Source organism: Natrinema soli (assembly GCF_028618695.1).
Map to the genome: position 1 here is coordinate 46,391 of NZ_JAQIVI010000098.1, position 14,259 is coordinate 60,649.

The window sequence follows — 14,259 nt, forward strand, 5'->3', positions numbered from 1 at the left end:
CGGGGCGGGCGCGACCTGCCCAAGGAATTCACGTTCAAGACCTTCTCTGACTGGATCAGACATGTATTAGAGGAAGAGCTAGAGCGGAGTTGGGAAATCGAGATGAACGGAACAGGTGTGCCAGAAGCGTACGCGCCGGCCGCGGGCTGGCGTCAGCCCGCGGCCTTGGGCAAGCTCCTAGTGAGCAACAGCATTCGCCTAGAACAGCGTATCTCGGTCTTCTTACTTCACTTCTCCTCATCCGTGGATTCTATTTCTTGTTCACTCAGTTACCACACCGGCGTTCACTCCGTTCGTCCATGACTCAGCACAGCTCACGAAGCGACGTTCGGGAAGTACCGAGTCTAGAATTATTTCATAATTAGACGAACATGAGAAATATATCTACCTGACTTCAGGAAAGTGAGTCGATCACGTTGTATAGTCCCGCAAGTCGGCAGAGATTCGGACCGAAACTAGCCTATCCTCCGAAACTGTGAACTTCTGGGGGGTACAGATTTATATATCGTTATACAGTATATGAGATGCGATACTGTACTGTAGACCACTCGAGCATACCGAAAACAAGCGATTTAGGCCCTATTCATTTCACTTGTCTAAATTCTCGTTTAACCAAGGGACTTTACGAGGGTCGATACTGTACCCCAGACACGAATGTCTACTCCCAGCGAGAGACGGGCTCACTCCCAGGGGAAGACCATCCAAGACGCGATCGAACGCTACCTCACCTACAAGATCCAAGCTGAAGGGTCCCGGACGACGATGCGCTCGCCGCTGATTGGGTTCGCCGAGTTCTGTCAGGACGAACTCAGCCTCGAGGACATTGGAGATCTCGAGCCGGCAGACGTCCGTCGATACAACGAGGACCTATACGACCGAACCAAGATCGACGAGGAGATCTCGGCGTCGACGGCACAGACGTACTTCGCGTATGTCCGTGCGTTCCTGTCCTGGTGTGTTCGAGACCAGCTCCTCGAGACGAACCCAGCGGACACGACCGAGGCGATGGATCCGCTTCCTGAAGACGATGGGAAGCGAAAAACGCAGTACTGGTCGGAAGACGAGCGCGAGCAGCTCATCAACTACGTCACCAAGCGCGTCGACATGGCACTCGAAGGAATCATCCGGGTTGATCGAGAGACTGCATTCCGCGATAGAGCGATCGTCGTTATGCTTGATGGAACGGGGGCGCGTGGGGCAGAACTATTCTCGGATCCAAAGGACGAGAAACGTGATGGCCTTCGCTGGTCTGACGTCGATTTCGAAGAGCGGTCGATAGAGGTCTATGGGAAGTCACGAGACTATGAAACCGCACCGTTCCCTGAGAGCGTTCATGATGTCCTTGAGCGATGGCGAGGACTCCTCGATCCACCTATTGACGAGTGGCCTGTTTTCCCGACCGGCCACTATCAGTCGAAACGCGAGGCACTTGTCGAATCGATCGGTGAGGAGACGGTTTCTGCGGCACTCGAGGGTAGGGGTGACGCAGGGAAAACCGAGGTTCTTGACCGACTACACCGCGAGCATGAGGTCCCACCGCCGTCGATCTCCAAAGAGGGAGTTCGGCGGTTGATGAAACGCCTCACGAAAGAGGCGGGTATCGACCCGGACGGCGATTACGACTATCTCACACTACACGGCGCACGACGGGCGCTCGGTCGTGATCTGTATGCCAGTGGCTTGTCCGAAAAGGCGCAAGAAGCTCTCCGCCACCAATCGATTGAGACGACACACGAAGCGTACTCGGATACCAAGATGAAGGACGTTTCCGATAGTATCGACGAAGTACGCGACTGATCTGGACTACGAACTATGCGGTAGCAGTATGAGAGTCGCGAAACATCTTTCCCACCTCCACACAAAATTCGGCATCTGATATCGCTTTTTCGCCGTCATTGGCTCAGCGATCTCCCGGCGCTGTTCCCAAGTCAGGTCGTCGCGCTCGAGGACGAGCATGTCCGGGTGATCACAACATGAAAATCAAAGGGCGTCCACTCGAACACTGTGCAAAATGCCACTGACCCGTATTCCTTCCAGAAGAATGCGACCTCTGCAAAGACTGTCGACGCGAAGTGTATGAGAAAAACATGGCCGAGCAGTACGGATTCGACGACTTCGAGGACGCGGATTTCGACGACTAAACTTCTATTTTAGACTCCAATTGCTTTTTAGAGAGGTATACGACCCCCGCGCCAATCAGTAAGGAAAGGAAAAATAATAGCGTTGAACCACCAAGAATACTAATACCCACCGTCAGAAGTGTGGCACAACCAATAAGTATTGTTCGCTTCCTCAAAGTCCTAACAATCTTGGCTGAGTGCTGTGTGATCTCTTGTACAGATTTGGCAGTTTCAAACTCATTCTCTCCAAGTCTCTTCCAATATTCATCTAATATCTCTACGCTATTCCATTCCGACGGGCCATTGACCAAACTATAAAGTCGACTATCCTCCTGTCTAAGTTCTATTTCACATCTTTGACACTTCACAATTCCATCCCTTGGTGTACTGAGATCAGAGGATTTCCCACAAAACGGACATTCATCAAATGAGTATACATTCTTCTCAGTACCATCATATGAAGCGGCTTCTAACACTTTAATGTCTATAAGTGAAGAGAAAGCCGAAGTCAGTTCCCCGAACGCATCACCCGTCTCTTCCACAGAGTCATGCATCCTCTTACTCGCTAATTTGATCTCAAGAAACTCAGCTTCAGACGTATCACTATTCCCAAGTAATCCGACTATGGTATCCAAATACGCATCGAATTTCTCTATATCCCTCTCAACTTCTTCAACAAACGACTGATACGGGTTCTTGATTTGGACTGAAAACTGGTCCGTATATGCTTCGTTCAAAGCCTCCACATCACGTTCTAAATCTCTAATCTTACTATCCGCGTTCTCAAATGCTTGTAAACACTGCTCTAGTAGTTGATCCGGTATTTCATCTTCTGGAATACTCGATGCCATCTCCACATAGTTCACTACTTCGTCAATAGCATCATCAATAGCGTTGTAATCATCATAACACTCTTTCATAGCATTGAGGCTCCTAATATCGTCAATAGCAGTATACGGGTAATCATCCACATCCAGTGGATACCTGTCATCTAGATCCGCATCAGTAGAGTACGGCGATTGCTGCGCTGATGGAGCAACACTATTCCCGTGAATCGCATTGTGACAATCCTTACATACAGTTTTCAAGTTACTCAACTTGTGCGTCCCACCCTTTGACTTCGGGACAATATGGTGCGCATGAAGCTCCGCATTCCTGCCCGTCCCACCCTGCGCTCCACAATTCTGGCAAGTATGATTATCGCGTTTGTAGACCTGCTTCCGGCGAGAATCCCAATCCGACGGATACTGCTGTGACATTGATTAGTCACAAATTTTCACATTATCATATCAAACCATCGCTTGGAACCCCGCTACTACCTGTTGAACATTAAATATTTACTAGCCGATACCACAGGTATAACTATGACAGGTACTACCACAATCTGCATCATCTGCGACACTCCACCAGACGACTCCCGGTAGGCACTCTGCAACGAGTGCGTCTCCTTGCAAGAGGACAAGTTCGAACGCGAGGTGATTCAATGAAGATTAAAAACGATCGCGTCAGTGTCCTCGACATTTACGACGTTGTCCGAGCTGAGGATGGAGAAATCCAAGCTATCTCAGAGATGTGGGACTTCGGCGCTGATCTCGTCCGCAAAGCCGTTGAATGGTGTGACAAGAATCCCAAGGAAGTCGAGAAACAGTGCGAAGAGAAAAACGAACACCTCAACAGCATACTCGAAGCAGAAGCGAACTGGAGGGAAGACACATGAACTAGGACGACGCCCGGGGCGACGATCTCGAGCAAGACCCATTGGATAGGCTGGCAATGATATTTCCCCTCCTCTTCCTCACAGGATTGGCAGGATACTCCCTTGCACAAGGACTCAGTATGATAGGATGGGAATTCCTTGTAATTCTCTGGCTCTATGCATTAGTTGAGGTAGTTAGCGGGATATTCGAGGTGAGCGACCGATGATGGAAGAAGCTCGTATTGCATGGGTTGCTAACAACAAATTAGATGCCCGGTGTCCCGTATGCGGACCCCCAATAGAATTCGATATCGAAGACGAGTTTATCGAATGTAGCTGGAACGCTCGTTGCGGTGCTACATGGAAGGTGCAAAATGTTGTAGCAGAAGTAGAAGAGGTAGGCGAACGATCAATGTGCCCCGTCGAGTGGATCACAGATTATCTTATCCGGGCCGAGGGATCTGAGTATACAACCGGGGAAAACTGACAGCCGAATTCGACGGCAAAACCCATGATGCCATTGTAGTTCATGCGGGCGCCCCAGATTTCATTCTCGAGGTGAGTGAGTGAACTAGATATCTTGGTTCAGTAGAATGACAGTTTCTCATCCATCGATACTGAGAGCTGATCCATAACCTCAAACGATTTAGTAGCAATACGCTGAATGGTTTTCTCTTTATCTTCGCCGAATTCTGTCCAAGGCGTATGAGCGATCTCGTTCCGCATTGACGCCATCTCCTGCAACCGTTGATGCTGTTTCTCATTGATAACGCGGAGGATTCGGGCTAACCGTATCCGGTCTGAATGCCCCATTTGTTCGACTATTCCTAAATCCTTATTTGAAAGTGCTTCTTTCTTATTTCGACCTAACTTGACCACACAAGTCATCGCAAGGAATTCTTCGAAGAACGCACTTTGTCTAATAATCGCTGTTTTGAAATCGTTCTCACCAATCAAGTTCTCAATATGAGCTATTTCTTGATCTAAAATAGTCTTCAGCGCCTTATCGCGGATAATATTCAAAATCAGACTTATGCGTAAGTCGAGAAAGCTAGCCTCCCCCTCCACAAGCTCTTCATCTTCGTGCTCTTTCTCCAACCAGTTCTCGGGCGGGTCAACAATCAAACCGCTTAGACCATCCAACTTCTCATAATTGACTATACTATCCTCGGCCCATTCCCCCGTCATATTCTGCTTGAAGCGCCTGAAATCTAGATACTCCTGTTTAGATGATTCCCACCACTCTTCATTAATCTCCATCCCTATGATTCTGCCATCGTCATAGGTCATTTTGGCAACTGGCGGATAATCAGACATATTAGAAGATAACTGGATGGATCGGCACTAAATGTTCTGATTAGAGTAGCGGTAGATGTTCAGATTCCGAAGATCAGATTTGAGATAACGTTCGCTCCAGTCCATCCAACTCCGGCCAGCAGTGCGGCGAACAATCTCGTGATCTCCTCTCTGAGATCCCGATTCCTGGAGTCGAAGCCGCAGCCTTCGACTCCGGGATTATCCGACAGACGCTCCTCCAGGCCGCTGTCGATCAGAAATCCATCAAGGCTGTCACTGACACCACTCGTGGAACATACTCCGATGACTACACGCTTGCCCAACTTCACACGGTCCTGCCTGCTGAACTCGAAGCAATCGCTAACCGCCTTCTCTGTCAACAGGCGGCGATGATCCTCGGCAGTAGTCATTCAGATAAGTTCTGGGTATAGCGATTCGGTGGTTTCTGCTCATGATGCTGTAAACGGCTACGTTGAGATGACCCATACCCAAAAGTTCGCTTAACTACTAGGGCCGAGGATCATCTGCCTCGATTTCGTCCATATCCATTATCATGGCTGTCCACACGCTGAACCTGGCGTAATCTGTCACACGAAGCCTCGTGATGGCACCTCCCAGTGCCATCGCTACCTTGCTGGATTTGTTCTTTGTCGGGCCAAACCACTGGTCGTCGCAGTCACACCCGTTCGTGGTGATGAACCGAAGAGCGACGCGGTCGAGCGAGTGCTCGACCACGTCGCGGCTCTCCCCTTTGATGTCGCTGGCGTTCTTGCCGACCGTGGGTTCTACGACGGAACGTCGATCGAGCGACTGACTGCAGTCGCATCAGTCGCTCTTCCAGTCGTGCGGCGCGGAAAACAGATGGCGGAGAAACTCGACACGACGGTGTCCTACTGGACAGAGTACGTGATGTACGAGGGGAGCAAGCGGGAACTACGCTTCCCGCTCGCAGTCTGTGTCTCCTACCAGCAGGGCAATCGAGGCAAACACGGCTTGCTCGTTCGGGCGTACGTGGCGTGCGATCTGACCGATCGCACGCCGAAAGATGTCGAAGCACTCTACCAGAAGCGCTCAGCGATCGAGACAGCTTTCCGAACGATGCGTGAAGCGCGTGCACGAACCAGCACGACTGATCCAGTCGTGCGGCTGTTGTTCGTTCTGGTGAGCTTCCTGTTGCGGAATCTCTGGGTGATCGTTCGGTGGGGCGTGCTCGCCACGCCGCAGCGCGGCGGGCGAGCACTGCCTGTCTGGTTCCGGTTCGAGGTCTTCCGCGAGTGGATTGATCACGCACTCGACGACACGTTACGGCGGAAATGGGAAGCACCGACGAACTGTACCGGGATTCTGGCGACCTATAGCCAGTTGGACGTGGGTTGAGATCGTTCGCGTCCAGCGGCAACCCTGTACCGGAGCGACGGCTTCGCATCGTGTCTGGCTCGACGGCTTTTTCACTGCGTGAGATCGCCGTCTGAGGTGCCGCAATGAGTCACTCGGTCTGATCTCTTTCAGTCCTTCTAAAAATCGAGTCAGCAATCAGGATCGATGGGAACTACTGACACTGGCAGAGTCGGATTCCTTGCGTCACCGGTTCATCCTATGATGGGTCCACGGTGAGGCGTTGCAGAGATGAACAGGGTTCTGTAGTGTTATTCGGCCTATCATATTACTCCTAACATTTAGATAAAAGTTATCGGGTATATATGAACAACAATTCATCGAAACGAACTGTTATAACGAAAGAACAACAGTTAACGCTCAATGAAAGACTTTGGAACATACATACAGGAGCGACAGAAAAACATCATATCACAAGTAGAAGAATTGAAATGCCAACCCATTCTTTTCGTTGGCTCAGGTCTATCCATGCGGTACTTCAACGCTCCCACTTGGGAAAGCCTGTTAGAACAAATGGCCGATGACTGCCCAGAAGTCAACCATAGTATCGATTACTACCTCCAAAGAAACGACTCCTACCCCGAGATCGGAGGTATACTTGCTGACGACTACTACGATTGGGCATGGGGAGACGGTAAAAACGAGTTTCCAGATGAACTACGTAGCCGCGAATATCCCAGCGACATCTACCTCAAATACAAAGTTGCAGAACACTTCCGTGACATCACTCCCAACTCAATTGATGCCATTAACAATCAGCGACACCGGGAAGAAATCGGACTTCTTCAAGAGATACAACCTCACGCCATCATCACAACTAACTACGATCCCTTTCTCGAAGTTATCTTCCCCGACTACCAACCCATCGTCGGCGAAGAAATACTGCGTACAGACTACCAGAGCGTCGGCGAAATCCTCAAAATCCACGGCTGTGTCTCTACGCCAGAAAAACTAATCCTCACTGACGAAGACTACGATCAATGGGTCAATAAGCAAAAATATCTCTCTGCAAAACTCCTCACTTATTTTGCTGAACATCCTGTACTGATAAGCGGCTACTCCGTCACAGATGATAACGTGCGGCGGATACTCTCTGATATAGATGAGATTCTAGCACCTGATGACGGACTAATCGACAACATCTACTTCCTCGACTGGGAAGACGACATATCCTCTGTTGACACATTCCAAAGAGAGAAACCCATCCAGACAGTAGATAGTAAATCAATTCGCGTTAACTACATCCAATCTAAATCATTTGACTGGGTTTTCCGCGCATTTAGCCAAGGCGGGAATATTGAAGGAGTGAATCTCAAACTCCTACGAACAGTCATGGCCAATACCTACGATATTATTAAGACAAAAGCCCCACGAGAAGAAATTGAGATTAACTACCAATCCCTTGAAAGAGCGGCCAACTCCGGTGAATCATTCGGGACTCTATTCGGCGTTACAACACACGACAACCCGATGGACTTCAACATTCTATATCGCCACCGACTAACCGAAGTTGCAGAAGAACTTGGATACGATACATGGCATTATGCAAACCAACTCATAGCACAGATCGAGGAAAAAAAGGACATTAACATCAAAGAAAGTGATAATCAGTATCACATGGATATTGCATTCGACCGCGAAGACACTCAACGCCGTTATTCCGACTCCGCAGTCGAACTCCTACGTAAAGTCAGAGACGGAGAAGATTACGAACTCGAACTACAATCTGACTCAGTTAGCTGAACTCATCAAGTGTTCTGCTTAATGCACTCACATCAATCTGTAATCCATTATCGCCCTCATTCTCAGAAAAATAAAATACTACTACATCATCACGGTCCTTGAAGACCGATTCATCACTCATTTCCTCCGGCTGTATCGAAACAAACCGATCACCAAGCCGCAAATCACATTGGTCCGGTCCTTCGCTCGGACCAAGACGGTCACATTCTGACCTGCTCTCAACGACTTTCTCAATGATTGCTTCACGAGCATTCCGGTTCGAGTACGTTCCGTTCAGGACTAGTCCCTCAACAAACTCCCGTACATCTTCCCGGTCAATTTGATCAATAGCAGCCCGGATCGTGAGAAACATATCGTATGCTTCCTCTGTTGCCTCATCTAGCCGTTCCCGTCCGTCGTAGTGATTGTAGTAATAATTCTGCCAATCATTAAAATCGCCGTCAGGATGCTTCTCCTCAAACTCTTCGTGTATCTTACTGATATCCCCCACCAATGGTTTCCGGTTCGCTGAGGAATATTTCACAGCGTTATTCATGGCATAGAATGTATATTTTGGTGCTTTCTTCTTATCCCCAGTAGTGAGTTCCTTTCGTTCGTCAGCGTCAATACTGATGGTTTCAGCCATTGCTGGCTAGCAATACTCTGATATGATATAGCTCTTACTAGTCGCATATACTGAAGAAAAACCCTGCCAGATTACTTCCCAACGATTATCACCATCCGTGTTCGGTTAAGGCCAGACCTCCGCTCTGAAGGCTTGAGCCACTCGTTTATTCAAGATGATCTCCGACGCCGGTATGCACAGCGGCTTCTCGTCGATAAGCAAGTGAACCCTCGAGTTGTCATGGTAGTCGGTGGCTGGGACTCATTCCAAGCGATCGAACCCTATCTGAACGCACCCACTGCCGACGTAGTCAATGAGGTCTTCGAGGACGCTGGCTTAGCGTGATAGTCGATCGAGGATAGTGTCGAGGTGTGAACCACTCTATGACGGTCTGTAGGACAAGGGAAGACGTTTTTTCGTCGGGCCACTACATACAGCCATGCCTTTTGGGACGAGCTGGCAGACACTCCTCGATGAATGCGATGCTCTTGGAGAGGATGCCACACTCACAACACCGCTCACTGAGAAGCAGTTTCGTATTACCAGTGCTCAAGAGTCTCGTATCGTGATCAAGTTCGCCGATACCGGCGACTCGCAGCCGTTGCAACGTGACCAATTCGAGACCTTAGCCGGCCGAATCACCGACTCTGGGGGCACATTCGAACTCCAACGGCTTCCCCTAGACGCAGAACCGTACGCGGCAGTGCTGAGTCTTCACCCTCGCTATGAGTGCAACGACCGGGCGGGGACGCTCACTGAGACCGACGAGCCAACAACCTCGCAACTCATCAAGGGTGTCTCTCCCTCCACTGACGAGCAGGAGCATGACCGGACGGAACCAGATCTTGACGTCTACGCCGACATGCTGCTCTTGATCGACGCTCTCGAACGGCATAATCCAGCGGTACTCGACGAGTGGGAGACGCCAGAACTCATCAATCTCTATACACTACTCTCGGATGTCCAACGGAATGCGGGCGACCTTCGCACAGAGGTTCGTGAAGTCCTTCTTGACCGGCTTCACCACGATAAGCCAGTATACGGCCAGTATGGGTCGGTCCAACGCACGACTCGACGCAACCGCTCGCTCAAAGCCGATGAGGAGGTGCTCCGTGTGCTCGAAGACGCCGGCATCCCTCGCGAGCGGCTCATGTCCGTTGATCGCGAGAAGGTCGATGAGGCGCTCGAGGTGACTGAACTCTCAGAGTCGGCGGTGTATGAGATCGACGAGCGTGAGTACGTCCGCAAAGCTGAGGTTGACGAGGAAAGCAAGGAAAGCCGTCTCCAAGGACTGAAAGACCAACTGGCGCTGAGTGACGATCCAGAAGCCGAGGAGTTGCGTCAGGAAGTCACAGAACTAGAACAGCGGATTGAGGACTTGACGGAGTTCAACCCCGGGACGTCAGTTGGAACGTGATTGTAATCTCCTCGAACGACCTCTGCTGTTACGTTGCTCAGACGATGCTCGTTCGGGAGAGGATGAATCCGCGGGTCGTGATGGAAGTGGGCGGCTAGGACGACTATCAGAGCCTCGAACCCTACCTTTCGAAGCCCGACGAAGGGACAATCATCGACGAATTCGAACTGCTCGGCGACAGTCACGATCCACTCCTCGCGACCGTTGGCCGACTCGCCAGAGGGAGAGGTGAGATTTTTGCTGGGAATTTTTACCTCTGCTGTCTTGCGATTCTCGATCGTCGGCCGACTCGGCCGCGTCGTCTTCACTTGGTGAACATCTCCTGCGACGACCTCGAGTCGTCGATAGCACTGAAAAGCTACGTCGGAAGGGGAACCGAGGTAGCTTAAGTCGTTCTCGGCAGGGTTGAATCGGATGTCGACCCGTTCCCCCTGCATATAGACCATGTTACTATGTCACAATAAGTTCTTAGGTGAGCGTCGCTCTCGAGTGGGGTGAGAAGGCGAAAACGACCGTCCTCGAACGTATCCACCGAGAAAACGACGTTCCATCGCCCTCGATCACGAAAGAGGGAGTCCGTAGATTGATGAAACGGCTCACGAAAGAGGCTGGAATCGACCCGAGTGGCGATTACGACTATCTCACGCTGCACGGCGCCCGATGAGCGCTCGGTCGTGATCTATACGCCAGTGGCTTGTCTGAAAAGGCGCAAGAAGCTCTCCGTCACCAATCGATCGAGACAACACACGAAGCATATTCGGATACCAAGATGAAGGACGTCTCCGACAGTATCGACGAAGTCCGCGACTGATCTCGTCTACTAATTAGCTACCGATACATTCAAAACTGAAATGATTGAACGCTAATTTGTGGCCGATATAGAACTTGACCTTGAGGACGACCTGATCGCGGTCGACGATCACGACCGACAGCAACGACTCATGGCCTCGAAAAACGGGGACACATGGCGCGTGTTCGAGGGCTCGATCAACAGGTCGCAGTTACTCTCGATGCGAACGACCGCTGAGACGGCGACACATGTTCTTGTAGAAACGCTCCGCTGGCTGGCAGAAGACGAATAGTGCGAAGTCTTAGTTACGTACCTATTACTCCGCGTTTCCAGTGGACTGAACCCATTCGAAGGCGCCGTCGGCCAGTTCTTCACCAATCTCTGGCACGCCCTCGAGTCGGTCCCGATGGAGTCGCACAGCTCGTCCAGGGAGTCGTACCTCCTTTCGCCGTACCGAGACCGACAGCTGCGGAGATGAGCGTGTCGACATCTTCGCACGTAAACGCGACAACGTTGCTTCGGTTGCAGTCGTAGAACTGGGCGGCTTTCTGGATTGTGCTTCGACCCCACAAGGGTCCGTCTGTAACTAGGAGTGTTGCCTTCGCCTCGCCGAGCTCGGACTCGTCGCTTCGACCCCACAAGGGTCCGTCTGTAACCGGCATTCGGCGATACCGCAAGAACGAAAAAATCCGCTTCGACCCCACAAGGGTCCGTCTGTAACTCGTCGCCGTCCACCTCGCCGACTATCCGATCGGGGCTTCGACCCCACAAGGGTCCGTCTGTAACGAGAGCGAGGGCGACGAGCCCTCGAGCGCGTTCGAGCTTCGACCCCACAAGGGTCCGTCTGTAACCCGTCCAGGGGGCAGTGGGGACCCGACGAAGAGGAAGCTTCGACCCCACAAGGGTCCGTCTGTAACTATTCTAACTCTGCCACACGGTCAACCAACTCGCCGCTTCGACCCCACAAGGGTCCGTCTGTAACAATCTCAACACTCTCGCAATTCCCATCCGAGCGTTGCTTCGACCCCACAAGGGTCCGTCTGTAACGATGGCCCTCAACTCGACCACCTACGGTCAACAGGCGCTTCGACCCCACAAGGGTCCGTCTGTAACCTGGGCCATGTCCCGCGTGACACTACGCAAGTCCTCGCTTCGACCCCACAAGGGTCCGTCTGTAACCTATCTGGCATGATGGTCACCTGGTCGCATAATCGCTTCGACCCCACAAGGGTCCGTCTGTAACTAGCGACCGCCGCCATATGAGCCGTGACGGTTCCGAGCTTCGACCCCACAAGGGTCCGTCTGTAACCAAGACCTCTTTGGTCGGAGCGATGTCCGATGACTGCTTCGACCCCACAAGGGTCCGTCTGTAACCAACTCCCGCAGTTACAATTGTGGCACTCTGTGTCGTGGCTTCGACCCCACAAGGGTCCGTCTGTAACGCTGGGGGCCGTGACGACCGTATCGTCGGTCGTGACGCTTCGACCCCACAAGGGTCCGTCTGTAACTCCAGGAGGATCACCCGACGGTCGACGCGCTCACGCTTCGACCCCACAAGGGTCCGTCTGTAACGAGTACAGTACGGATAGCCACGGTCTTACGATCCGAGCTTCGACCCCACAAGGGTCCGTCTGTAACCCCTCTAATGCAGGACCTCATCGACCGCGCGGCCATGCTTCGACCCCACAAGGGTCCGTCTGTAACCGGAATGAACGACCTTCGGTACGCCGGTACCCATCAGGCTTCGACCCCACAAGGGTCCGTCTGTAACACGAGTTCAACGACTAGACGCCGTCGCTTGTTCGAGCTTCGACCCCACAAGGGTCCGTCTGTAACACGCATCCATCCGTGACGTAGACACGGTGACTGCTTCGACCCCACAAGGGTCCGTCTGTAACTCGATACCGAGGGGATCCGGCACGAAATCACCGCGTCGCTTCGACCCCACAAGGGTCCGTCTGTAACCCTGCCCAGCCGTGAAGTCGTCCGAGTCGATGATGTTGCTTCGACCCCACAAGGGTCCGTCTGTAACTCGAATCCGCATCGACCACTTCCACGTTTCGCATTCGCTTCGACCCCACAAGGGTCCGTCTGTAACCCGTACCAACGTCCCACAAGTGACACTCGATGAGCGGGCTTCGACCCCACAAGGGTCCGTCTGTAACCCAGACGATTCAAACACCTACGCCATCAGTGGATCGCTTCGACCCCACAAGGGTCCGTCTGTAACGCGACACGCAGCACTCGATGACTCGCGGGCTCAAGCTTCGACCCCACAAGGGTCCGTCTGTAACCGACGACGAGCACCACTGTCGCGCGTGTGGGATCGCTTCGACCCCACAAGGGTCCGTCTGTAACGCCCCATTCAATCTCGGGCAAATCCACCGCCTCGAGCTTCGACCCCACAAGGGTCCGTCTGTAACCTGGTTCAGGAACCGGAGACGGCCGAACCGGAGCCTGCTTCGACCCCACAAGGGTCCGTCTGTAACGTTCCTCCAACTCGTCGACTTTCTCGTCCAAGTTGTGCTTCGACCCCACAAGGGTCCGTCTGTAACGGGGTACGAGCGCTGGCGGGACTACGTATGGAGGCCGGCTTCGACCCCACAAGGGTCCGTCTGTAACCGACACAAAGCAGTTTACTGCTGACTTTGTGGCTAAGCTTCGACCCCACAAGGGTCCGTCTGTAACCAGAGTGATTTAGCGCCCCCGGAGATCCAGTTCCAGCTTCGACCCCACAAGGGTCCGTCTGTAACGGCAACTCGTCCAAGACGGCACGAGTGACTGGCTCCCGCTTCGACCCCACAAGGGTCCGTCTGTAACCATGGCCGGTTAGACCACGTAAACAGCTCTATTGGCCGTTCACACTTTATCGTTTCCGTCGATCCGCGATAACCTCTGAACTCCTGGGGGTCGATGGAACGACCGGAGACGGTCAGAGGAACTGGTCGTCGGCGGCAGGATCGTCACCGAAGACGGTTCTCTCGACCATCTTCTCAGAGGAGACGCAGTAGATAATCGTCGATTCTCCGGGTTTGAGCATTTCGTCGACGCCGGATCGTATCTTTTCGAGGTCGCCTTCAGTCACGTCCCCTTCGAGCACGGAGTGTTGCACGTGTGTGAGATATCGGCGGAGGAACTTCAGCATCTTGTGGGTCCGGTCGGCTTCCATATCGTAGACCACGACGACGTAGACCACAC

14 protein-coding genes, 3 pseudogenes and 1 CRISPR repeat array are annotated in these 14,259 nt (G+C 52.2%); of the genes and pseudogenes, 11 read left to right on the plus strand and 6 right to left on the minus strand.

The genetic code is table 11. The features are described 5' to 3' along the window. Both PGX04_RS06855 and PGX04_RS06860 read left to right on the plus strand, forming a co-directional pair. Positions 1-147, plus strand: a pseudogene (locus PGX04_RS06855) (ISH3 family transposase); the annotation flags it as partial. Positions 148-654: 507 nt separating this feature from the next. Then, entirely contained in the window at positions 655-1,797 is a 1,143-nt protein-coding gene (locus tag PGX04_RS06860; protein WP_273737828.1) for a tyrosine-type recombinase/integrase, read from the plus strand. 340 nt (positions 1,798-2,137) lie between these two features. On the opposite strand, the gene PGX04_RS06865 is transcribed toward PGX04_RS06860, so the two are convergent. Then, the gene (locus tag PGX04_RS06865) at positions 2,138-3,379 is read right to left on the minus strand and encodes an HNH endonuclease (RefSeq protein WP_273737829.1); all 1,242 of its coding nucleotides are present in this window, start codon (positions 3,377-3,379) and stop codon (positions 2,138-2,140) included. A 224-nt stretch (positions 3,380-3,603) separates the two neighbouring features. Here PGX04_RS06865 and PGX04_RS06870 point away from each other — a divergent pair, with 224 nt between their 5' ends. From PGX04_RS06870 to PGX04_RS06880, 3 genes are read left to right on the plus strand one after another with little or no spacing between them, the layout of a single operon-like run. Beyond that, the gene (locus PGX04_RS06870) at positions 3,604-3,837 is read left to right on the plus strand and encodes a hypothetical protein (protein WP_273737830.1); all 234 of its coding nucleotides are present in this window, start codon (positions 3,604-3,606) and stop codon (positions 3,835-3,837) included. A gap of 56 nt (positions 3,838-3,893) precedes the next feature. Continuing rightward, positions 3,894-4,043: a hypothetical protein gene (locus PGX04_RS06875; protein WP_273737831.1), complete on the plus strand. Its 150-nt coding sequence runs from the start codon at positions 3,894-3,896 to the stop codon at positions 4,041-4,043. Beyond that, positions 4,040-4,303, plus strand: coding sequence for a hypothetical protein (locus PGX04_RS06880; RefSeq protein WP_273737832.1), 264 nt, complete (start codon positions 4,040-4,042; stop codon positions 4,301-4,303). Before PGX04_RS06875 ends, PGX04_RS06880 begins: the two co-directional genes overlap by 4 nt. Before the next feature lie 98 nt (positions 4,304-4,401). On the opposite strand, the gene PGX04_RS06885 is transcribed toward PGX04_RS06880, so the two are convergent. Together PGX04_RS06885 and PGX04_RS06890 are read right to left on the minus strand one after the other, a co-directional pair. Continuing rightward, positions 4,402-5,133, minus strand: a complete 732-nt coding sequence (locus tag PGX04_RS06885) for a hypothetical protein (protein WP_273737833.1) — start codon at positions 5,131-5,133, stop codon at positions 4,402-4,404. A gap of 59 nt (positions 5,134-5,192) precedes the next feature. After that, positions 5,193-5,522 (minus strand): hypothetical protein, encoded by a 330-nt coding sequence (locus PGX04_RS06890; RefSeq protein WP_273737834.1) that lies wholly within the window; start codon positions 5,520-5,522, stop codon positions 5,193-5,195. A 133-nt stretch (positions 5,523-5,655) separates the two neighbouring features. On the opposite strand from PGX04_RS06890, the gene PGX04_RS06895 reads away from it, so the two are divergent. Both PGX04_RS06895 and PGX04_RS06900 read left to right on the plus strand, forming a co-directional pair. Next, positions 5,656-6,489 carry an ISH3 family transposase gene (locus PGX04_RS06895; protein ID WP_273737869.1) on the plus strand — a complete coding sequence of 278 codons (834 nt, stop codon included), beginning with the start codon at positions 5,656-5,658 and terminating at the stop codon, positions 6,487-6,489. Between the two features lie 381 nt (positions 6,490-6,870). Next, positions 6,871-8,250 carry an SIR2 family protein gene (locus PGX04_RS06900; protein ID WP_273737835.1) on the plus strand — a complete coding sequence of 460 codons (1,380 nt, stop codon included), beginning with the start codon at positions 6,871-6,873 and terminating at the stop codon, positions 8,248-8,250. Here PGX04_RS06900 and PGX04_RS06905 read toward each other — a convergent pair. Continuing rightward, complete coding sequence (locus tag PGX04_RS06905) at positions 8,243-8,875, minus strand: MjaI family restriction endonuclease (protein WP_273737836.1); 633 nt, start codon at positions 8,873-8,875, stop codon at positions 8,243-8,245. The genes PGX04_RS06900 and PGX04_RS06905 overlap by 8 nt on opposite strands. Positions 8,876-9,031: 156 nt before the next feature. Here PGX04_RS06905 and PGX04_RS34500 point away from each other — a divergent pair. The 4 genes and pseudogenes from PGX04_RS34500 to PGX04_RS06920 all read left to right on the plus strand — a co-directional run. After that, positions 9,032-9,199, plus strand: a pseudogene (locus tag PGX04_RS34500) (site-specific integrase); the annotation flags it as partial. A 94-nt stretch (positions 9,200-9,293) separates the two neighbouring features. Then, on the plus strand, positions 9,294-10,271 hold the full coding sequence (locus PGX04_RS06910; protein WP_273737837.1) for a DUF7983 family protein: 978 nt from the start codon (positions 9,294-9,296) through the stop codon (positions 10,269-10,271). Between the two features lie 472 nt (positions 10,272-10,743). Then, positions 10,744-11,082 (plus strand): annotated as a pseudogene (locus tag PGX04_RS06915) (tyrosine-type recombinase/integrase); the annotation flags it as partial. Positions 11,083-11,140: 58 nt separating this feature from the next. After that, positions 11,141-11,353: a hypothetical protein gene (locus tag PGX04_RS06920; protein ID WP_273737838.1), complete on the plus strand. Its 213-nt coding sequence runs from the start codon at positions 11,141-11,143 to the stop codon at positions 11,351-11,353. Positions 11,354-11,432: 79 nt separating this feature from the next. Here PGX04_RS06920 and PGX04_RS34505 read toward each other — a convergent pair whose 3' ends face one another. Both PGX04_RS34505 and cas2 read right to left on the minus strand, forming a co-directional pair. Beyond that, a complete protein-coding gene (locus PGX04_RS34505) occupies positions 11,433-11,615 on the minus strand; it encodes a DUF7692 domain-containing protein (protein WP_425498438.1) in 183 nt (60 codons plus the stop codon). A 3-nt stretch (positions 11,616-11,618) separates the two neighbouring features. After that, a CRISPR array of direct repeats spans positions 11,619-13,881; the repeat unit is 30 nt; unit sequence GCTTCGACCCCACAAGGGTCCGTCTGTAAC. Positions 13,882-13,993: 112 nt separating this feature from the next. Beyond that, positions 13,994-14,257, minus strand: coding sequence for a CRISPR-associated endonuclease Cas2 (gene cas2, locus PGX04_RS06925; RefSeq protein ID WP_273737870.1), 264 nt, complete (start codon positions 14,255-14,257; stop codon positions 13,994-13,996). Positions 14,258-14,259: the final 2 nt, after the last annotated feature.